Annotated in this window: 17 protein-coding genes and 1 pseudogene; 6 read left to right on the forward strand and 12 right to left on the reverse strand. The window is 56.7% G+C overall.

All coding sequences use genetic code 11. The features are described from left to right. Positions 1-154: pseudogene (locus ACZYSM_RS24280) on the forward strand (IS630 family transposase); the annotation flags it as partial. An 11-nt stretch (positions 155-165) separates the two neighbouring features. Here the strand turns inward: ACZYSM_RS24280 and ACZYSM_RS24285 are convergent. The 4 genes from ACZYSM_RS24285 to ACZYSM_RS24300 form a co-directional block, all read right to left on the reverse strand. Then, entirely contained in the window at positions 166-402 is a 237-nt protein-coding gene (locus tag ACZYSM_RS24285) for a DUF7336 domain-containing protein (protein WP_489075399.1), read from the reverse strand. Positions 403-627: 225 nt separating this feature from the next. After that, positions 628-1035 (reverse strand): hypothetical protein, encoded by a 408-nt coding sequence (locus ACZYSM_RS24290; protein ID WP_489075401.1) that lies wholly within the window; start codon positions 1033-1035, stop codon positions 628-630. An 11-nt stretch (positions 1036-1046) separates the two neighbouring features. Continuing rightward, on the reverse strand, positions 1047-3767 hold the full coding sequence (locus ACZYSM_RS24295; RefSeq protein ID WP_489075403.1) for an RHS repeat-associated core domain-containing protein: 2721 nt from the start codon (positions 3765-3767) through the stop codon (positions 1047-1049). A gap of 17 nt (positions 3768-3784) precedes the next feature. Then, positions 3785-5263 carry an RHS repeat domain-containing protein gene (locus ACZYSM_RS24300; protein ID WP_489075405.1) on the reverse strand — a complete coding sequence of 493 codons (1479 nt, stop codon included), beginning with the start codon at positions 5261-5263 and terminating at the stop codon, positions 3785-3787. 611 nt (positions 5264-5874) lie between these two features. Here ACZYSM_RS24300 and hexR point away from each other — a divergent pair. After that, entirely contained in the window at positions 5875-6741 is an 867-nt protein-coding gene (gene hexR, locus ACZYSM_RS24305) for a transcriptional regulator HexR (RefSeq protein ID WP_419114035.1), read from the forward strand. 223 nt (positions 6742-6964) lie between these two features. Next, positions 6965-7177: a PA3496 family putative envelope integrity protein gene (locus ACZYSM_RS24310; protein WP_489075408.1), complete on the forward strand. Its 213-nt coding sequence runs from the start codon at positions 6965-6967 to the stop codon at positions 7175-7177. Here ACZYSM_RS24310 and ACZYSM_RS24315 read toward each other — a convergent pair. Beyond that, a complete protein-coding gene (locus tag ACZYSM_RS24315; RefSeq protein ID WP_489075410.1) occupies positions 7119-8081 on the reverse strand; it encodes a LysR family transcriptional regulator in 963 nt (320 codons plus the stop codon). The genes ACZYSM_RS24310 and ACZYSM_RS24315 overlap by 59 nt on opposite strands. Before the next feature lie 189 nt (positions 8082-8270). Between ACZYSM_RS24315 and ACZYSM_RS24320 the strand changes: the two genes are divergently transcribed. Both ACZYSM_RS24320 and oadA read left to right on the forward strand, forming a co-directional pair. Continuing rightward, entirely contained in the window at positions 8271-9686 is a 1416-nt protein-coding gene (locus tag ACZYSM_RS24320) for an acetyl-CoA carboxylase biotin carboxylase subunit (RefSeq protein WP_489075412.1), read from the forward strand. A gap of 11 nt (positions 9687-9697) precedes the next feature. Beyond that, on the forward strand, positions 9698-11503 hold the full coding sequence (gene oadA / locus ACZYSM_RS24325; protein ID WP_489075414.1) for a sodium-extruding oxaloacetate decarboxylase subunit alpha: 1806 nt from the start codon (positions 9698-9700) through the stop codon (positions 11501-11503). Positions 11504-11604: 101 nt separating this feature from the next. On the opposite strand, the gene ACZYSM_RS24330 is transcribed toward oadA, so the two are convergent. Genes ACZYSM_RS24330 through ACZYSM_RS24340 form a run of 3 tightly spaced genes read right to left on the reverse strand, consistent with a single transcriptional unit; the run spans position 11605 to position 13382 of the window. Further along, positions 11605-12285, reverse strand: coding sequence for a GNAT family N-acetyltransferase (locus tag ACZYSM_RS24330; RefSeq protein ID WP_489075416.1), 681 nt, complete (start codon positions 12283-12285; stop codon positions 11605-11607). Positions 12286-12302: 17 nt separating this feature from the next. Then, positions 12303-12749 (reverse strand): GNAT family N-acetyltransferase, encoded by a 447-nt coding sequence (locus ACZYSM_RS24335; RefSeq protein ID WP_489075418.1) that lies wholly within the window; start codon positions 12747-12749, stop codon positions 12303-12305. Positions 12750-12758: 9 nt separating this feature from the next. Then, on the reverse strand, positions 12759-13382 hold the full coding sequence (locus tag ACZYSM_RS24340; RefSeq protein ID WP_489075420.1) for an FMN-binding negative transcriptional regulator: 624 nt from the start codon (positions 13380-13382) through the stop codon (positions 12759-12761). Between the two features lie 104 nt (positions 13383-13486). Between ACZYSM_RS24340 and pdxR the strand changes: the two genes are divergently transcribed. Next, a complete protein-coding gene (gene pdxR / locus ACZYSM_RS24345; RefSeq protein WP_489075422.1) occupies positions 13487-15046 on the forward strand; it encodes a MocR-like pyridoxine biosynthesis transcription factor PdxR in 1560 nt (519 codons plus the stop codon). A gap of 79 nt (positions 15047-15125) precedes the next feature. Here the strand turns inward: pdxR and ACZYSM_RS24350 are convergent, their stop codons facing one another. From ACZYSM_RS24350 to ACZYSM_RS24365, 4 genes are all read right to left on the reverse strand, one after another. Further along, positions 15126-16226 (reverse strand): polyamine ABC transporter substrate-binding protein, encoded by a 1101-nt coding sequence (locus ACZYSM_RS24350; RefSeq protein ID WP_489075425.1) that lies wholly within the window; start codon positions 16224-16226, stop codon positions 15126-15128. Positions 16227-16238: 12 nt separating this feature from the next. After that, positions 16239-17270 (reverse strand): histone deacetylase family protein, encoded by a 1032-nt coding sequence (locus ACZYSM_RS24355; RefSeq protein WP_489075427.1) that lies wholly within the window; start codon positions 17268-17270, stop codon positions 16239-16241. Between the two features lie 324 nt (positions 17271-17594). Beyond that, positions 17595-18587, reverse strand: a complete 993-nt coding sequence (locus ACZYSM_RS24360) for an AraC family transcriptional regulator (RefSeq protein ID WP_489075473.1) — start codon at positions 18585-18587, stop codon at positions 17595-17597. Between the two features lie 274 nt (positions 18588-18861). Then, complete coding sequence (locus tag ACZYSM_RS24365; protein WP_489075429.1) at positions 18862-19866, reverse strand: asparaginase; 1005 nt, start codon at positions 19864-19866, stop codon at positions 18862-18864. Positions 19867-19920 lie beyond the last annotated feature (54 nt).

A 19920-nucleotide genomic window follows, 5' to 3' on the forward strand; every position in this document is an offset into this window, starting at 1 on the left:
CTCGATTACCGCCTTCCTAGCATTACGGAACGCACGACCGACCCGGTACGTTTGGAACGCAAAGGGCGAGGAAATTTTGAGCAAGATACGGCGAGCACGCGAGGCGATGGAGACGCAGATGGAGGGGCAAGTTATTTCGAAAACAGCACACTAGAGTGATTTCACTCATTCATGATCTTCGCTCGGAATATAGGTGAAAAAACCTTCCGTCCAATGGTCTTTCCCAAGCTGATACCCTTCAATAAAAAAGCCCTCTTTAGTCTCAGAAAACCCAGCTTTAAGACTTGCTCTTTCTACAGCCTTTTCAGCCGATTCCTTAGAGTCATAGACACCTATAAACTTTATATCTTCTTGTCCGTCGGGCAGCTCATTCGTGTGTGTAACTATATAAACAACATCCATACGGCTATCTCCGTTATTTTTGGGTCATTCGAATGAACGATCACCCCATTTCCTTATTTTGTTATGTTCGGAAGCCGGCCCTTTGTCAGCGCGTTGAGAGGCTGAAGCTATCTCGTGATTTTATGAATATGCTAACGGTTGGGCAAAGATCGAGGATGTCGTGGCCGAGCTGGAACAAAGAGTTCAGGTCGGGGAGCTGGGACCAATAAATAGACCAAGGCCTATTTACTCAAGTTTAAAGCTCTTGGCCAACATTATTATGGTCGCACCATAAACCGGTTCAACCTCCATAAGTTTTAATTCTCCATCTCGAATACAATCGGTTTTTCTTTTTAATACATCCCAATCAAGTTCAGTTCGGGTTGGCTCCCGACCTCGTATTAAAAAAAATAAGCGTCGAGCTACATCAAGATCAAAATCGCCAAAGTTGCTATTATCAATAATGCTCACTCGATCAATAATATTGGAAAGTCGCATTTCATTCATAGTGAAATCATCAACATCAGTTGCGATAATTTGTGCTCTGCCTTTTCCCGATGCTGCATAAGTAACATCAATAATCACTTCTTTTTTCAATGTATCAACTTTTATTCCGTCAATAGTTGATTCGATTAAAATATCCCAATTATCCATGTCATTCCTTCCTATTGTATCGGTGAGTAATCACGTCCGGGGTGCTCTCTACGTCCGTCTTCCCATTCATGTACATGCGGTGACTCATGACCTTGGTGTGGCTTGTCATAGTCCCTTTTGGGCTTTCCTTCTGAGTCATATTCCCTTGTCCTGCGTCGGCCTTCTATTACTTCGTCAGGGTTCGCCCGGTTGGGGACATTTTTTTCTCTGCCTGTACTCGCTTCATTCGCAACATCATTGGCAGATTCGTTGAATAGCTTGTCCCCGAGATACCAACCCAACCCGGCGCCCAGGCCAGCACCAATAGCACCGCCAATAGCGGTCCCTACACCTGGGCATACAAATGTGCCAGCTGCAGCGCCCGCTTCGGCACCAAGGATCAAAAGTGCGCTTTGCCCGGTCGGGTCAATGTACTTAAGTGGGTTGCCTTCCACGTAGGCATAGGTATTTAGGCCGCCATTCAGCCCAATCGGATCACTTTGGACATAGCGCCCCGTTTCCGGATCGTAATCCCGGAAATAGTTATAGTACAACCCACTCTCCGCATCGTAATACTGACCAGGGAAACGGAGGTTCAAGGTCAGGCTACCGCTGGCTTGTCCGACGCCAAAGGCATCGGACTTCCAGCGCCAAACCGTTTGCCGGCTGGCGTTGGTGGCGATACGCGGCGTGTTGAGGTGGTCGCTGTGGAGATAAAACGGGGTGCTGTTGGCAAGTGCGCCTTGCTCGCCGTAGCCCACGCTCACACCACCCAGCGGTGAATCATCGAGCCAGACATAGTATTGACTCGTTAGCTTTTTGCCTTTGCTGTCGAACGCGGTTTCGCCCAGCAGTTGCCCATCAGGCCCGTAGAGGAATGTGGTATTACCTTGTGGGGTGATTTTCCGGGTGCGCTGACCCAGAGCGTTATAGCGAAACTCGGCCAGGGTCAGGTTGCCGTTTTTCACGCTGGTCAGGCGATTTTGTTCGTCGTAGGTCAATTGACGATCAGCGCGGTCTTGGGTCAGATTGCCTGCCGCATCAGCGATTACCAATTGGTCGTCGATTTGGCTCAAACGGTTGTTGCTGGCGCCATACCGATAATCAGTGGTGGCACTGTCTCGCGCCTGACCTTCGATTAGAGGCGTGAGGGTTTTTTCGGTGCGATTGCTCGCAGCGTCATAGGTGAAGGTTTGCTGTTGGCTGGTATTTGCCTCTTCTGTCAGGCGGTCCAACGCGTTGTAGCTGTAGCTCAGATCGCCGAGCAGACTATTTTGTATCTGGGTGATGTTGCCGTTGGCATCGTAGTTATAAATGTTGCTCCAGCCAGCGACAGTTTGTGCTGTCAACTGATAGTCCTGGTCATAGTTACGTTGAAGTGTGGTGCCATTGTTCCAGGTCAGGCTTTTAAGCGGGCCGAAAGGTAAATAACTGAGGTCACGGGCGAAGTTGATCGGTTCATCTGTGCCAACCCGCATTTGTACCTGGTTGACCTGCCCGGCGGAGTTGCGAAGATAGTCGATGCTGAAGCCGGACGGGTAGTCGATGCGAATCAGTCGATTGGCTCCGTCGTACCCATAGCCGAGGTTAGCGGACCGAGTGACTTCGTTCGCTGGCAGAACATGCAGTTGTCCGGTGAGGTTACCTTGCTCATCGTAGGTGTAACTCAGCACACCATTGATGTCTTCTACTGCAGTCAGTCGGCCGATGCCTTTGTTACCCTCGGCAACCGCGTCGTAGTGGAACCGGGTATCCAGTTGCGGCTTGGCCGGGAAACGGCGAGCTGTCAAACGATTGAGGGCATCGTAGGTGAAAGACGTGACTACGCCGCGGGCGTCAGTCTTTTGTGTGATGTTGCCAGCGGCGTCATGTTTATAGGTGTTGGTGCCACTGTCGGGGCTGACCAGATGAGTCAGGTTACCGAGGCTGTCATATTGATATCGAGTGATCACTCCGCGCGGGTCGTTGACTTGTATGAGATTGTCTTGAGCGTCGTATTCAAAACGAGTGGTGCCGTTTAGCGGGTCAGTGTTCTTCACTAACCGGTCGAGCGGGTCATAGGCTCTGCTATTGCTGTAATTACGAGGATTGGTCGTGACGGTGGGATTATCGTTCAGGTCGTATTGCATGCGACTGGTTTGGCCAGCAGCACCCACTGAGTGCAGTAGGCGGCCTAGTTCGTCATATACCCGTCGATGCTGTTTCGTCAGATTGCCCGCACTGTCTTTCAGTCGTGTTGCGGTGCGATTACCCATTGGATCAAGATCAAATTCGATCTGCTCCTCCAGGCTGTTGGTGATACGAGTGAGCCGCCTTGCGTCGTCCCAGGTGTAGGCCAACCAGCTACCGTCACCACGAATCAGCTTGGTGATGTCACCTACAGCATTGTGTTCGAACCGCGTGGTGTTATTGGCAGTGCTTACTGATGTTAGCCAGCCTTGCGGTGCATAGGTCAGTGTTGAGGCGACTCCATTGGGATCGACAAGGGTTTGTGGGTTACCCATAAAGTCGAAATTCGAAAGCTCGGTGACGTGCCCGAGCGCGTTAATAACGCGTGTCAGCTGTCCTTTCGCGTCGTATTCGTAGCGAGTGATGTCGTTCACATCGGTTCGGGGTCCATCCGAGGACTCGATCAGGCCTTTAGCATTGTAGGTGAGAGACCAACTGCGCTCTGCGGCTTGCGAAAATGGTGCGACAGAAATGGTGCTCAGGGCGAGCGCTAACAGGCTGGCCCGAAATGTTAGTTTCTTCATGATCAGATCCTTCTGAATCAGCGTGACGTCGCGGTTTGACTGAGTTGTCGTCCTTGAGGGTCGTAGGTGTACTGGATTAGTCGGCCCGGTTGGGTGACGCGGACAGGAGAAAATAAAGTCGGGTGCCACTCGGTGAAAATTGTTCTGGAGTCAGGCGTTCCACTGGCTTCTGTGCGGGAGGTTTCCAGACCGCGATCATTGTGGGTATAGGTGGTTACGTTGCCGTTGTTATCTATCTTGGTCTTGAGGAGTCCGCGTTCATCATAAGTAAAGGTCGAATTGCTATCCGGGCAATTAGCAGAGGGCTCGCCGTTAATCGCGGTAATGTGTTTGATGCCTTGGATGAAATCGAAAATGTAGTTTGTCTTCTTACCACGCTCATTGATGACGGTAGTTGATCCATCGGTGTTGTAATGGACTAGTATCTTCTCGGCACCACCTGCGTGTTCACTGGAGATGGCGCGGCCTTGATCATCATAAGTCCAACTGGCGTAACGAATGCCGCGCTCATCCTTGATGGCGGTCAGCAGTGTTGCATTTTTTGGGTCCTCGTATAAATACGACTTTTTCTCGGATCCTGCTTTGTAGTGGCGAGTAACTTGCTTTAGTTGTTTGTATTTATCGTAGATATAGTCGATTGTAATGTTTTCTGATACAAGTTTTTTTGGTTGTTTTCGCGCGTCTTCAGTTATTTCCAAGCGAGCGCCGTAGGCATCAGTCACGGTAAGATTTTTTTCTGTGTGTTCTATGTTTTGCGCCGCGCCGAGGTTCCTGATAGTAAGTAATCTCCCTTGATCATCGAATTCATAAAAATAGTTATCGGGAGACTGATAGCGCCAGCGATTGTTCTCTCGGGTCAACATTCCGCGCTCTGGGTGTTTGGGAGAAAAATTCTGGCCTGCTTTTTCGAAAGTGGATTCTTTTCCGTCGGCATGAGTGAGCGTGATGAGTGTGGAACCTATAATCAGTCGGAACGCATAATTATGAGTCCATACACCCTTTACGCTGCTATAAACTCTTGAAAAGCTGGCTGGATTGGGTTGGTTGACTTTTCTAGGAGTCGCATAATCTGTTTCTGACTGAGTTTTGTACCCTGTTGAAAAATCTATAGGGTTTCCGGCGAAACTTGAGGGGCAGCTCCCACCGAAACTTTTTATTTCACACTGCCCATTTAGTTGGTTGTAGTTTTTTCCTGCCTCGCACGCATCTCCAAAGCGTATGACCGTTATTGGACCATCATAGTCATCGCCATAAAACATCGGGCATTCCCACTTGTTTTTTTCATCTGCGGGTTTGGCTGGTGTGTAAAGCCATGTGGCGTCATATTCCTTATATAGCCATCTACAAACTGAATCAGGAGAAGGATGCTTTGGTTGTTGGGGGTATGGAATATCATGTCCATCTACTCGCCAGTAAAATTCCTCCGCTAGTGATTCACGATAAACACCCAGCGTCAGAAATAAAAACATTGTCGTGATATATTTGGTAATTAACATGTGGACCTTCCTTGGTCATTTTTGTGGTGTTACTAGCTTGATGTTATTGTTATAGCAAATAGAAGTGTCGTTTGTGTAAGTTGGAAATAAAATGTCAACGTTAATGCCTGTGACGTTTAGGGTGCGACGACTCCATGTAGGATTGGGAATCCTTTCTCCGGGTGCTTTGATAGGTGTATACGTGCCTTGCACGGTTTCGCATTTTGTACAATCGCCTATTGATGAACGGCGCGAAACTGCAGCGTTCAACTGAGTTCTTCGTGATTTCTATGTCGGAGTGGGTGCCTGGATACTTGATCCGGTAGTTACCGAGAGGAGTCGCTCGTTTCAATGTTACCAATTGCGACCATTCTTTCTGGCGTTGGTCGCCCCTGGCCATGCTGGGTGCACGTCGGTAGCTCAATGATCATGAAGTGTGTAGCCAAGCACTCTGCGACCGCTGCGCGCTCGGACGCAGGCTGCGCCAGCTGCTACATAGAGCGCGCGTCGGCAAAACCGGGGTTAATAAGGCGATTCAGTTACGCATTGAGCAGGCAAAAAGCCGATTCTTGTAGTATAACTACAAGCTCGCTACATCCCCGGCGTCTGCCAATAACAACGAGTCCAGCCCTTTGAATCTGTTGCAGCACATCGCCCAGTCACGCCATCTGTTACGCAAGTCGGAGCTCAAGGTCGCCGATCATGTGCTGCTTGATCCTGCGGCTGTGATGCACAGTTCCATGGCCGATCTTGCCCACAGCGTTGGCATCAGCGAGCCGACCATCGTGCGCTTCTGCCGCGCCATCGGTTGCTCGGGTTTCCAGGATTTGAAGCTGAAACTGGCGCAAAGCCTGGCGGCGGGCGCTAGCTTCGGGCAGTTCGCGATCCATGAAGATGACTCGGTTGCCGACTACAGCCTGAAAATTTTCGACACCACCCTGCACACGCTGATGGAAGTGCGCGAGAAGCTCGACCCGGTGGCCTTGCAGCGTGCGGTCACTGCCATGTCCCAGGCGCAGCGCGTGGAGTTCTACGGTTTTGGTGCGTCTGGCGCGGTGGCGGCGGATGCTCAGCACAAATTTTTTCGTTTGCTGCTGACCGCTGCGGCTTATTCCGACCCGCACATGCAGGCGATGTCGGCAGTGACACTGAAGCCTACCGACGTGGCGATCTGTATTTCCCAGTCCGGGCGCTCCAAAGACCTGTTGATCACCGCCAATCTGGTCCGCGAAAGCGGTGCGACGCTGATCACTTTGTGCCCGAGCCAGACGCCGCTGGCCGAGCTGTCGACCGTCAATCTGGCGATCGACGTGCATGAAGACACCGAAATCTACACGCCGCTGACCTCGCGTATTGCTCACCTTGTGGTGATCGATGTGTTGGCGATGGGCGTGGCCATGGCCCGTGGCCCGAGCCTGGTCAACCACCTCAAAAGCGTTAAGCGCAGCCTGCGCAGCTTGCGTCTGTCGCCCAAGTCGGTCAAAGCGCTGGACGATTGATTCTGATCTGGAATGGCCGGAAGGTCGTTCCGACCTTTTCGCGAGCAAGCCCGCCCCCACATTTGACTGCGTTCCCCTGTGGGAAAGGCCAGGCGACGTTTGGTTGCTCGTGAAGGCGTCCTCGAAAGCGCCGAAAGTTCACATCCCTGTAACCCCCGCGCAGCCAAACCGTCATCCCTGACGTCCATCGTGTAACTCCCGTACTCGCCTTGGGAGACTCGAAATGGCCCAGTCCTACGAAGAACGCAACAGCGTCGTTAAATCCCGTCGTCAGCAAGAAGACCTGCGCCGCATGGAATTCCGTCGCGCGATTGAGCACCGTTGTGAGCAGCGTCAGTTGCTCGCCGAGATTGGCGAATTCCCCGACTTGGTGGAGCTCAATTACTGGCAGGCAGCGCCAGCAACTTCCCGTCGAAACGCTCAACCAGCCCGCTGATTTGCACCCGTTCGCTGCGGATAAATCCCAGGAACGCATGCGCCACCGGTGACAGGCGCTTGGCTTTGGCCTGCACCACACACCAACTGCGGTACAGCGGTAACTCCTCCACCGGCAACTCCTTGAGTGTGCCGGTTGCCAACTCAAGGTTCAGGGCGTGGCGCGTCAGCAACGCTACGCCCAAACCTGCCACCACGCACTCGCGCTGAGCTTCGGCTGAAGCAACTTCCAGGGTTTGCGTAAAGTGCACACGTTTCTCCTTGAAATACTCCTCACACGCCAACCGCGTGCCCGAGCCTTGTTCGCGCAACAGCAGCGTATACGGCTCCAGATCCTGCAAACGCAGCGGCCCCATGTGGCACAGCGGATGCTCCGGCGGCGCCACGGCGATGATCGGGTTGTTGAGGAACGGCAGAAACTCCAGGCCCATGTCCTGCGGCACCATGGACATGATCACCAGGTCGTCGCGGTTATCCGACAGACGCCGAATAGCCTGCGCGCGGTTGATCACCGTCAGGTGCAGGTTGACCTCCGGATGCTGACGCTTGAAAGCGGCGAACAGGTGCGGTACGAAGTACTTGGCGCTGGATTCCACTGCCAGTTTCAGCTGCCCCTGCAGCGAACCCTGCATGTCCGAGAGCTGCATATCGAGGTTTTCCAGGCGTCCGAAAATATCTCGACTAGCTCGTTGCAAAGCCTCGGCAGCCTCGGTCATGTAGAGTTTTTTGCCGACATAATCGAACAATGGCTGACCAATCAGCTCTTCCAACTGACGAATTTGCAGGCTGACGGCTGGCTGCGTGAGCGACATTTCCTCTGCCGCGCGGCTGTATGAGCGTAAATCGCAAACCTCATTGAAAATTTGAAGCTGACGCAATGTCATACGCATCAAGGACTTACGCATTTTTAGAAACTCTGGTCGCAGGCTGATGAGTCAACTATAAGTCTTTACTTATGGGCGACCCAATTATTATTGATTTTTGTTAATCCATTGAGGGGGCTAGTGTGGTGACGCGACTGGCTTGAAACATTTAGTCACGCGCCGACCTGGTCTAGCGGGTCGTTGGTGCAATCGGCTCAAGGGAACCTCAAAGTGATAAAAAAGATCCTGATCGCCAACCGTGGTGAGATTGCCGTACGAATCGTGCGTGCCTGCGCCGAGATGGGCATTCGCTCGGTCGCGATCTATTCCGACGCCGATCGCCATGCCCTGCATGTGAAGCGCGCGGATGAAGCCCACAGCATTGGTGCCGAACCGCTGGCCGGCTACCTGAACCCGCGCAAGCTGGTGAACCTGGCAGTGGAAACCGGTTGCGACGCACTGCACCCCGGTTACGGTTTCCTGTCGGAAAACGCCGAGCTGGCAGACATCTGTGCCGAACGCGGTATCAAATTCATCGGTCCGTCGGCAGAAGTGATTCGCCGCATGGGCGACAAGACTGAAGCGCGCCGCAGCATGATCAAGGCCGGCGTGCCGGTGACGCCGGGTACTGAAGGCAACGTCGCGGACATCGCTGAAGCGTTGGTCGAAGGCGATCGCATCGGTTATCCGGTCATGCTCAAAGCCACCTCCGGTGGTGGCGGCCGCGGTATTCGCCGCTGCAACAGCCGTGAAGAACTGGAACAAGCGTTCCCGCGGGTGATTTCCGAAGCGACCAAGGCCTTTGGCTCGGCGGAAGTCTTCCTGGAAAAATGCATCGTCAATCCCAAGCACATCGAAGCGCAGATCCTCGGCGACAGCTTTGGCAACGTGGTGCACCTGTTCGAGCGCGATTGCTCGATCCAGCGTCGCAACCAGAAGCTGATCGAGATCGCCCCGAGCCCGCAACTGACCCCTGAACAGCGCGCCTATATTGGTGATCTGTCGGTGCGCGCAGCCAAGGCCGTGGGTTACGAGAACGCGGGTACTGTGGAGTTCCTGCTCGCCGAGGGCGAGGTGTACTTCATGGAGATGAACACCCGGGTGCAGGTGGAGCACACCATCACCGAAGAAATCACCGGCATCGACATCGTTCGCGAGCAGATTCGCATCGCCTCCGGTCTGCCGCTTTCGGTGAAACAGGAAGACATTCAGCATCGCGGTTTCGCGCTGCAATTCCGGATCAACGCCGAAGACCCGAAAAACAACTTCCTGCCGAGCTTCGGCAAGATCACCCGTTACTACGCGCCCGGCGGCCCCGGTGTGCGTACCGACACGGCGATCTACACCGGTTACACCATCCCGCCGTACTACGATTCCATGTGTCTGAAGCTGGTGGTGTGGGCGTTGACCTGGGAAGAAGCGATGGACCGTGGCTTGCGCGCCTTGGACGACATGCGTCTGCAAGGGGTCAAGACCACTGCCGCCTATTACCAGGAAATCCTGCGTAACCCGGAATTCCGTAGCGGTCAGTTCAACACCAGTTTCGTTGAAAGCCATCCTGAACTGACCAACTACTCGATCAAGCGCAAACCCGAAGAGCTGGCCCTGGCCATCGCCGCCGCCATCGCCGCCCACGCAGGCCTGTGAGGAATACAACAATGTCCAAGATTCATGTAACTGACACCATCCTGCGTGACGCCCACCAATCGTTGCTGGCGACCCGCATGCGCACCGAAGACATGCTGCCGATCTGCGACAAGCTCGACAAGGTCGGCTACTGGTCGCTGGAAGTCTGGGGTGGCGCGACCTTCGACGCCTGCGTACGCTTCCTCAAGGAAGACCCGTGGGAGCGCCTGCGCAAACTGCGTGCGGCGTTGCCTAACACACGTCTGCAAATGCTTCTGCGCGGCCAGAACCTGCTGGGCTATCGCCATTACAGCGACGATGTGGTCAGAGCGTTCGTCGCCAAGGCCGCCGTCAACGGTATCGACGTGTTCCGCATCTTCGATGCCATGAACGACGTGCGTAACCTGCGCGTGGCCATCGAAGCGGTGAAAGCCGCCGGCAAACACGCCCAGGGCACCATTGCCTACACCACCAGCCCGGTGCACACCATCAAGGCGTTCGTGGAACAGGCCAAGCAAATGGAAGCCATGGGTTGCGACTCCGTTGCGATCAAGGACATGGCTGGCCTGCTGACCCCGTACGCTACTGGCGAGCTGGTCAAGGCGCTGAAAAGCGAGCAATCGCTGCCAGTGTTCATCCACTCCCACGACACCGCTGGCCTGGCCTCAATGTGCCAGCTCAAGGCCATCGAAAACGGCGCCGACCATATCGACACCGCGATCTCCAGCTTTGCCTGGGGCACCAGCCACCCGGGTACCGAATCGATGGTCGCGGCCCTTAAAGGCAGCGAGTTCGACACTGGCCTGAGCCTGGAGCTGTTGCAGGAAATCGGTCTGTACTTCTACGCTGTGCGTAAGAAGTATCACCAGTTCGAAAGCGAATTCACCGCGGTCGACACCCGTGTGCAAGTCAACCAGGTGCCGGGCGGGATGATTTCCAACCTGGCCAACCAGTTGAAAGAGCAGGGCGCGCTGAACCGCATGAGCGAAGTGCTGGCGGAGATCCCACGGGTCCGTGAAGACCTCGGCTTCCCGCCGCTGGTGACCCCGACCTCGCAGATCGTCGGCACCCAGGCGTTCTTCAACGTGCTGGCCGGCGAGCGCTACAAAACCATCACCAACGAAGTGAAGCTCTATCTGCAAGGCGGCTACGGCAAGGCGCCGGGCACGGTGAACGAGAAGCTGCGTCGCCAGGCCATCGGCAGCGAAGACGTGATCGACGTGCGTCCGGCCGATTTGCTGAAGCCAGAAATGGCCAAGCTGCGTGGCGACATCGGTGCGTTGGCCAAGTCCGAAGAAGACGTGCTGACCTACGCCATGTTCCCGGACATCGGCCGTAAATTCCTTGAAGAGCGCGAAGCCGGCACCCTGACGCCAGAAGTGCTGTTGCCGATTCCAGAAGTCGGCGGCGTGACCTCGGCCGGTGGTGAAGGCGTACCGACCGAATTCGTCATCGATGTTCACGGTGAAACCTACCGCGTCGACATCACCGGTGTTGGCGTCAAGTCGGAAGGCAAGCGTCACTTCTACCTTTCCATCGACGGCATGCCGGAAGAAGTGGTGTTTGAGCCGCTCAACGAATTCGTCAGCGGCGGTAGCAGCAAGCGCAAACAAGCCACTGCCCCGGGCCACGTCAGCACCAACATGCCGGGCAACATCGTCGACGTGCTGGTCAAGGAAGGCGACATGGTGAAAGCCGGCCAGGCCGTGCTGATCACCGAAGCGATGAAGATGGAAACCGAAGTTCAATCGGCCATCGCCGGCAAGGTCACCGCCATCCACGTGGCTAAGGGCGACCGGGTCAACCCGGGCGAAATCCTGATCGAGATCGAAGGCTGATCTACAGCCTTTGACTACAACGCTTTAAACCTCGGGGGGGCATGTGCTCCCCTTTTTTTATCTGTTGTCCGGGCGATGGCGGTTTGTCAGACGCTGGAAATTTAACGGCTCAACCCCCGACACTCCACCAATGTCTTGACCTGCCCAGACCCCGTCTGATTTTCCTCGCTCAACCACTTCTCAAATCCGGCCCCGATTGCCGGCCATTCCGAATCGAGGATCGAGTACCAGGTGGTGTCGCGGTTTTGGCCCTTGACCACCATGTGCTGGCGGAACACGCCTTCGTAAGTGAATCCAAGGCGTTCAGCCGCTTGCTTGGAGCGGGCGTTATCGTTGTTGCACTTCCACTCCAGACGACGGTACCCCAACGCAAAAGACTCTTTGGCCAGCAGGTAAATCGCTTCGGTACTTTTCGGCGAACGCTGCATCGGCGCGCCGAAGGTGACGTGGCCGATTTCGATCCGACCTTGGGCCGGGACGATCGACATCAGGCTGAGAATGCCCTGGACGTCGCCGCTGGCGCGGTCGATCACACTGAAGAAATACGGGTCGCTGTTGGCCGCGTGGTTGTTTAGCCAGTCATCGAACGCACCGCGCTCGGTGAACGGCCCATAAGGCAGATAGTCCCAGAGTTTAGGGTCGGCATTCGGGCCCTGTAGTGCTTGCCACAAGCCATCGCCGTGGCGTGTCGGGTCGAGTTTTTCCAGGCGGATGAAGCGCCCTTCGATGAGTTTCACCGTGGGCGCCGGAACGCCTTTCCAGTCTGCGAGTGAAGTCGACATGCTGCTCTCCTTAAACCTTAAAGGCCTTTGCGAAACTGGATGAAGCCGGGGCGTTCGGCGATGCGCTCGTACAGTTGGATAGCCGTGGCATTGGTCTCGTGGGTCAGCCAATGGACCTTGCCACAACCGTCGGCGCGTGCGGTGTCGTAGACGAATTCGATCAGCTGCCGACCGACACCGGTACCGCGTGTTTCCGGGACTACCAGCAGGTCTTGCAAGTAGCAGGAGTTTTCGATGCTCCAGTTGGAGCGGTGATAGATGAAATGCACCATGCCCACGGCTTTTTCACCGTCCCAGGCGAGGGCCGCGTGGGTCGGCTCGCTCAGGTCGAGAAAACGTTGCCAGGTGCTTTGGGTGACGCTGTCGGGCAACTCGGTGTTGTAGAAGCGCAGGTAGGCTTGCCACAACGGCAACCAGGCGGCGTGGTCGCTGGCGGTAACTCGGCGGATATCAATCTGGCTCATGGTCATTCCTTAACGCATCAAGTGGGCGAGGGCCTGGTCATGCAGGTCAGGGCTGGCGGCCAGCCCTTCGCGCACGCCGGCGATGTCTGCGGTGCTGCGGTTCTGGCTAAGCTTGCGTTTACCTTCCAGGCGCTGGATCGGCAAGGCGAAGCCGACGATGGCTTTGAGCATGCCATCGATGTAGTGGGCAGGGGCATCGTCGACTTTCCATGGCTTGGCGCGACCGGCTTCGTGGCGATTGGTCAGGGCGCTGACCAGGTTGCGCAAGCGGTGCGCGTCGCTGAACACTTCGGCGCTGCCATAGGCGTGCACGGCGATGTAGTTCCAGGTCGGCACGACTTTGCCGTGGTCAGCTTTGCTCGGGTAAAACGACGGGCTGACGTAGGCGTCGGCCCCGGCGAAGATCACCAGCGCTTCGGCGCCGGCCTCCAGTTCCTGCCATTGCGGATTGGCTCTGGCCAAATGCCCATAGAGGGTGCCATTGGGGCCTTGCTCGGGGCTCAGCAGCAGCGGTAAATGGCTGGCTTGCAGGCCTTGCTCCCCGTGGGTGATCAGCACCGCCAACCGGGTGTTGAGGATCTGCTGGTGCAGTTGCAGCACGTCTTCTTCGGCAAATGCGCTGGGTGTGTACATAGAAATTTTCCTTGGCGAATGCCTGCATCCTAGGCAGGCTATTGGTCTGTTGTAAGAGCCATTAATGGCCAATTTCATAGGTCCATTTCCAAAGGTCCACTGCGATGAGCAATCCGCTGCTGTCCTTGTCGTTCAACCCCGCGGGTATTGAGCTCGACCGTCGCCAGGGCTTGAGCCGTCAGCTCTATCAGGCGTTGCGGGTACGAGTGCTTGACGGTCGCCTGGCCAGTGGCACGCGTTTGCCGGCCAGTCGGGATTTGGCTGCGGCCCTGTCGATCTCTCGTAACAGCGTAGTTCGTGCTTACGATCAGTTGTATGCCGAAGGGTTTATCGAAGGGCGGGTAGGCGACGGTACTTACGTGGCGCAGTTACCGGAAACCTCGCTGCCAGTAAAAAAACTATCCACAAATGTATCCACAAATGTATCCACAGGGTTTTCAACAGGCTTACCCACAGGGTTATCCACAAATCGGCTTGATTTACCTGTGATTACATCCAGTAAAGTTATCCACAGTGGGGCGCTGGGGCTTGTTGATAAGCACCATTTGGCCAGGCCACCCAGTGGCCCGCCGCGAGCTTTTCGGGTTGGAATACCGGCCTTCGATCTGTTCCCGTTCGAGGTCTGGGCCAAGCTGAATGCGGCTTTCTGGCGAAAGCCGGATTTACAGCAACTGTGCTATGGCGCTCCCGAAGGCGATGCTCGCTTGCGCGGTTTGATTGCGGCGTATTTACGCAGCTCTCGAGGCATGCAGTGCAGCGCTGAACAAATTGTGATCACCAGTGGCGCGCAGCAGGGAATTAGCCTTTGTGCACAGCTGCTCGTGGAACCCGGCGATGGGGTGGCTGTGGAAAACCCCGGCTATCGCGCTGCCGGTCATGCCTTTGCCGTGGCGGGGGCGCAATTACGCGGTGTGGCCGTGGACAACGAGGGTATGGACTGCGCCGAACTGGCGACATTCAGCGATTGTCGCCTGGCCTATGTCACCCCGTCCCACCAGTACCCGACCGGGGTGATCATGAGCCTGGCACGGCGTCTGGAGTTGCTGGCCTGGGCCGAGCGCACGCAAGGCTGGATCGTCGAGGACGACTATGACGGCGAATACCGTTACAGCGGCGCGCCGCTGGCACCGCTGGCGGCGCTGGATCGGCAAGGGCGGGTGCTGTATGTCGGGACGTTCGGCAAGGTTGCATTTCCAGCGCTAAGGCTGGGCTATCTGGTGTTGCCGCCAGGGCTGGTGGAGGCCTTCGCCCAGCGCCGGGCGGTGGATGTGCGCCATTCGGAAGTCAGCACTCAGGCGGTGATGGCCGAGTTCATGGCTGCCGGGCATTTTCAGCGGCATATCCGTCGTATGCGCCGCGCGGCGTTGAGTCGACGCAATGCGTTGTTGGCCGGTTGGCCGGCAGATATCCCGGGTGTCGGCAGTTTGCCCAGTGTGGCGGCGGGTTTGCATCTGACTGTGCGGGTGGACAGCCTGGCCCGCGAGCGCGAGTTGGTCGAACAAGCGGCGAGTGTCGATGTGGAGATCAATGGGTTGAGCAGTTACTGGTTGCCGGATTCTCGTACGCCAGTGGAGGGGCAGGCAGGGTTGGTGCTCGGGTTTGCGGCGGTGCCGGAACTGGCCATTGAGGCGGCGCTGGCGCGGTTACGACGCGTCTGGAATTGAAAGACCCGCACGGTGGCGGGCCTTTGGTTTGTGTGGGAGCGGGCAAGCCCGCGCAGGTTTATTCCCGCAACCATCCGTATTACGTGCCGGACTTGATCTTGGTCCAGGCCCGAGTCCTTGCCCGTTCTGCATCACGGGGCAAGGGTCGCAGGGTGTAGAGCGTGGCCATCGCCGTTTCCGTCGGGTACAGGTTGGGGTTGTTGCGGATCGCCGGGTCGACCAGTTCGGTGGCGTCCTTGTTCGGGTTCGGGTAGCCAACGAAGTCGCTGATCGGTGCGATCACTTTCGGTTGCAGCAGGTAGTTGATAAAGGTGTAAGCCTCCTCCGGGTCCTTGGCGCCTTTAGGGATCGACAGCATGTCGAACCAGATCGGCGCGCCTTCTTTTGGCAGGCGCATATCGACGATCACACCGTTCTTGGCTTCCTTGGCGCGGTTGGCGGCCTGGGAGAAGCTGCCGGAATAACCGATCGCGACGCAGATGTCACCGTTGGCGATATCGGCCATGTATTTGGAGGAGTGGAAGTAGGTGATGTACGGACGGATCTTCATCAACAGCGCTTCAGCCTTGTCGTAGTCCGCAGGCTTTTTGCTGTTCGGGTCCAGGCCGAGGTGTTGCAGGGCCAGCGGCAGGATCTCCGACGGCGAGTCGAGCAGGGCGACGCCGCACTGCTTGAGCTTGCTGATGTTCTCTTCCTTGAAGATCAGGTCCCAGCTGTCCACCGGCGCGTTGGCGCCCAGTGCAGTCTTGACCTTATCTGGGTTGAAGCCAATCAGGATGGTCCCGTACATGTACGGCACGGCAAATTTGTTGCCTGGGTCGTTGGCTTCGATCAGCTTCATCAGCTTGGGATCAAGGTGGTTCCAGTTTGGCAGTTTGCTGCGGTCCAGCGGCTGGAACACCCCGGCTTCAATCTGCTTGGCGAGGAACACGTTGGACGGCACCACCACGTCATACCCGGAGTTACCGGTCAGCAGCTTGGCCTCCAGCGATTCGTTGGTGTCGAAGATGTCGTAGACCAGTTTGGTCTGGGTGTTCTGGGCCTTGAAGTCTTCCAGGGCTTTTGGAGTGATGTAGTCGAACCAGTTGTAGACGCGCAACGTTCGTTCTTCTGCGTGAACGGCACCACTGAGCACCGTGGCGCACAGGGCTGGAGCGATAAAACGCTTGAGTCTGTTCATTGTTCTAATTCCTCATTGGGCGCTTTCAAAACCTTCGAGAACGTTCACGGCATTAATGCCGATTTCCTCTACCGCGTAACCGCCTTCCATCACGAACAGTGTCGGCTTGCCGAGACGCGCGATGCGTTCGCCCATGCGCAGGTAGTCCGGGCTGTCGAGCTTGAACTGGGAGATCGGGTCGTCCTTGAAAGTGTCAACACCGAGGGAAACCACCACGACATCGGCGTCGTAGCTTTCGATCTCTTTGCAGGCCAGTTCCAGTGCGGCGCTCCAGCTGTCCCAGCCGCTGCCGGCGGCCAGCGGGTAGTTGAAGTTGAACCCTTCGCCAGCACCCTCACCGCGTTCGTCTTCGTAGCCCAGGAAGAACGGAAACTCGGCTTCCGGATGGCCATGGATCGAGGTAAACAGCACGTCGCTGCGGTCGTAGAAAATCGATTGAGTGCCGTTGCCGTGGTGATAGTCGACGTCGAGGATTGCGACCTTTTTATGGCCTTGATCGAGGAACGCCTGGGCAGCGATGGCGGCGTTGTTCAGGTAGCAATAACCACCCATCAAATCGCTGGCGGCGTGGTGTCCCGGTGGCCGGCAGAGGGCGAAAGCACTGCGAGCGCCGCGCTGGATCACCGCTTGGGCAGTGAGCGCGACTTGCGCTGCGCTGTACGCCGCTTGCCAGGTGCCGGCGGTGATCGGTGCGCCGCCGTCGAAGCTGTAATAGCCCAACTGGCCGTGCAGACTTTTCGGGATCACTTTGCGCAACGTCCGGGCCGGCCAGGTGTAGGGCAGCAAGTCGCCGTCGGTATTGAATTCGGTCCAGCGTGCCCACGCACCTTTGAAGAAGTCGAGGTACTCGTGGCTGTGTATGCGCGCGATCGGGTCGAGGCCAAAATCCTTCGGCGCTTCCACGGATCCAAGATTCTGGTTTTGCACTCGTTGCAGTACATGGTCTGCACGGGAGGGCATTTCGAAGCAGGGCTTGAGCTGCCCGTCTATCAGTTCACAGCGGCCGTGGTGCAGGTGGTGGTCATCCGAGTAGATCGTCAGCATTTCTTATTCTCCGCAGGCTGATTCGGTTGCTCACAGTCTTGCGGCGCGGGGAGTTTGAGAGAACGGCAGGAGCGGCCAAAAGGGGATCAATATGGCCAAAGTATTTGTCCGAAATTCGCCCCTGAATGGCTAAAAGCTGCCACAGCTCGGGGCGTGGAATACTGAACCTGTTTGCCTGCGAAGCCTTTGGTGTTCTTGAGGACGCCTTCGCGAGCAAGCTCGCTCCCACATTTGATCTTCAGTGAGTCCAGTCTGCATGTGCGCCGAAAATCCTCTGTGGGAGCGAGCTTGCTCGCGATGACGGCCTCCCGGACACCGCATTGCTCAAGGGCGGAACTGACTCGGTGCCACGCCGCTCCAGCGGACGAAGGCATGGCGGAAACTGGCTGTTTCACTGAAACCCAGGGCTTCGGCGATCTGGTAAATCGGCAACTGATCTTCGCAGAGCATTTGCTTGGCCCGCTCAAAGCGCAGCTCGTCGAGCAGCTCCTGATAGCTGCAGCCCAGATCCTTGAGATGCCTGCGCAGAGTGCGCGCCGAACAGTTCATTTGCTCGGCCAAACCCTCAAGTCCCGGCGCGGCATTGAGTTGCGTGGCGAGCAGTTGGCGAATTCGCCCAAGCCACGCCTGACGTCCAGTGAACTCGAGATTCTGCTTGCGGCAGCGCTCGGCCATGGCTTGATGAGTGATGGTGTCGGCCAGTGGCAACGGTTGGTCGAGCCAGCGTTTGTCGAAGGCGAAGGCATTGGCCATGCTATCGAACTGCAAGGGGCAGTCGAAACGCTCGGTATAGCGGGTCTGGTAGTCCGGTGCGGGATACTCGAAGCGGGCGCCGAGCAATGGTAGCGGGTGGCCGAACAGGTCGTCGCAGATGACCTTCATCGAGACCAGGCAGAACTCGGTGTTGAACACTGCCAGCGCCGGGTTTTCCCGATAGTCGCCGGCCGTGAGCCAGATGCGCTCGCCATCCTCCTCAAGGCTCAACTCGAAAAGTGTTCCCAACAGCGCCGGATAATGTAGCGCCAGACGCAAAGCGTCACCGAAGGTGGCACTGGTGAGTAGGGCATAACCGAGCATGCCGTAGGAGGAAACGTGCATGCGTCGGCCCAACTCCAGGCCAATCTCGCGCTTGAGCGCAACGGCATTGGCGCAGACCTGCATTTCTTGATTAGTGGTGATCCGCGTGTCGGCACGACTCAGATCTGCCGCACTGATGCCGCTGCCGGCCAATAGCGCTTCGCTGGACAGACCTTCAGCCTTGAAGGCGCTGAGCACCAATGAGACCGCGTTGAGGGTAGTGAGGTGGGAGTGAAGCATGCTCGGTTCCAGCGTGGGGATGCTGGAGTCGAGCAAGTTGTGTGCCGTTGGGTTGTAGGGCATCAGTTAGATCCACCCCTCACCCTAGCCCTCTCCCCACGGGGGAGAGGGGACTGACCGAGGTGTATGCAGGTGTGCTGCGACCTGAAAAACCGTGTCGATTATGGATTCAAAGCAGGTTTTTCAGCTCGCAGTAAATCTTGAATAACCCCCAATCAGTCCCCTCGCCCCTCTGGGGAGAGGGCTAGGGTGAGGGGTGGTTCTAAAGCCCGCCTCAGCTCAACTCCCCACAAAGATCCTGCTCGACCAACCGTCGAATCTCACCAGTCTCAAGCCCCGCCCCTAGCAACGCATGCAACTTGCCGAACGCCGCCTCACGGGTCATGCCGCCACCCGACAACACGCCAACACCACGCAAACGGCTGCCAGCTTCGTAGACGTCCAGCGCCACCCCGCCTTCATGGCACTGAGTGATCGCTACCACCACGATACCTTTGTCCTGCGCCCGTTGCAGGCTGGCGAGGAACTCGGGGTTGTCGCTCGGTCCGGTGCCGCTGCCGAAGCACTCGAGCACCAGCCCTTGAATGCCACTATTGAGCAGTCCATCAAGCTGTCCGGTACCAATGCCGGGGAACAGAGGCAACACACCGACCGTGGCCAGTTGCTTGCTCTGACGGTATTCCAGCTGAGCCGGAACTGACGACGCCTTGGCCACGCCACCATTGCGCTGCAACGTGGCAAACGGATGACGACCAAAGCTGCGAATTTTCGCGCAGCGGGTCGGCGCCAGCAGCTCGCCGTGGAAGTACAAATGCACCCCTGGCGCCAGGCCTTGACCCAATGCAACCAGCGCACCGCCGAGGTTTTCCCAGGCATCGCTGTCGGTCACGCCGGCCGGCAACATCGAGCCGGTAAACACCACCCGCGCATGCAAACCAAGCAACTGGAAGCTCATGGCTGCAGCGCTGTAAGCGAGGGTGTCAGTGCCGTGCAGGATGAGTACGCTGTCGCAGCCCTGTACGTCGACTGCGTCGATGACGGCTTCACGCAGGCGCTGCCAATAGGCGGGCGTCATGTTGGCGCTGTCGATCAGCGGCGCCATTTCCCGGAAGCGCCAGTTCGGTACGACCAGCTCTGGCTGGCTGTGGAGGTAGTCGCGCATCCGTGCTTCAAAGCCTGAGGCTGGAGCCAGGCCGTGGGCACTGGCTTGCATGCCGATGGTGCCACCGGTGTAGAGCACCATCACGTGTTGAGCGGCGGGGTAAGTTGCGGGGTTCATGTGGGAATCTCCTGGACGAGTACACCGTACGGTCGAGCATGACGCTGACCGTGC

Source organism: Pseudomonas sp. F220 (assembly GCF_057813935.1).

What these genes read in the sequence shown, in the direction of transcription:
- ACZYSM_RS24285 (WP_489075399.1), bottom strand. Translation starts at nt 402, where the DNA reads ATGGATGTTGTTTATATAGTTACACACACGAATGAGCTGCCCGACGGA.
- ACZYSM_RS24290 (WP_489075401.1), bottom strand. Translation starts at nt 1,035, where the DNA reads ATGGATAATTGGGATATTTTAATCGAATCAACTATTGACGGAATAAAA.
- ACZYSM_RS24295 (WP_489075403.1), bottom strand. Translation starts at nt 3,767, where the DNA reads ATGAAGAAACTAACATTTCGGGCCAGCCTGTTAGCGCTCGCCCTGAGC.
- ACZYSM_RS24300 (WP_489075405.1), bottom strand. Translation starts at nt 5,263, where the DNA reads ATGTTAATTACCAAATATATCACGACAATGTTTTTATTTCTGACGCTG.
- ACZYSM_RS24310 (WP_489075408.1), top strand. Translation starts at nt 6,965, where the DNA reads ATGGCCCAGTCCTACGAAGAACGCAACAGCGTCGTTAAATCCCGTCGT.
- ACZYSM_RS24315 (WP_489075410.1), bottom strand. Translation starts at nt 8,081, where the DNA reads ATGCGTAAGTCCTTGATGCGTATGACATTGCGTCAGCTTCAAATTTTC.
- oadA (WP_489075414.1), top strand. Translation starts at nt 9,698, where the DNA reads ATGTCCAAGATTCATGTAACTGACACCATCCTGCGTGACGCCCACCAA.
- ACZYSM_RS24330 (WP_489075416.1), bottom strand. Translation starts at nt 12,285, where the DNA reads ATGTCGACTTCACTCGCAGACTGGAAAGGCGTTCCGGCGCCCACGGTG.
- ACZYSM_RS24335 (WP_489075418.1), bottom strand. Translation starts at nt 12,749, where the DNA reads ATGAGCCAGATTGATATCCGCCGAGTTACCGCCAGCGACCACGCCGCC.
- ACZYSM_RS24340 (WP_489075420.1), bottom strand. Translation starts at nt 13,382, where the DNA reads ATGTACACACCCAGCGCATTTGCCGAAGAAGACGTGCTGCAACTGCAC.
- pdxR (WP_489075422.1), top strand. Translation starts at nt 13,487, where the DNA reads ATGAGCAATCCGCTGCTGTCCTTGTCGTTCAACCCCGCGGGTATTGAG.
- ACZYSM_RS24350 (WP_489075425.1), bottom strand. Translation starts at nt 16,226, where the DNA reads ATGAACAGACTCAAGCGTTTTATCGCTCCAGCCCTGTGCGCCACGGTG.
- ACZYSM_RS24355 (WP_489075427.1), bottom strand. Translation starts at nt 17,270, where the DNA reads ATGCTGACGATCTACTCGGATGACCACCACCTGCACCACGGCCGCTGT.
- ACZYSM_RS24360 (WP_489075473.1), bottom strand. Translation starts at nt 18,587, where the DNA reads ATGCTTCACTCCCACCTCACTACCCTCAACGCGGTCTCATTGGTGCTC.
- ACZYSM_RS24365 (WP_489075429.1), bottom strand. Translation starts at nt 19,866, where the DNA reads ATGAACCCCGCAACTTACCCCGCCGCTCAACACGTGATGGTGCTCTAC.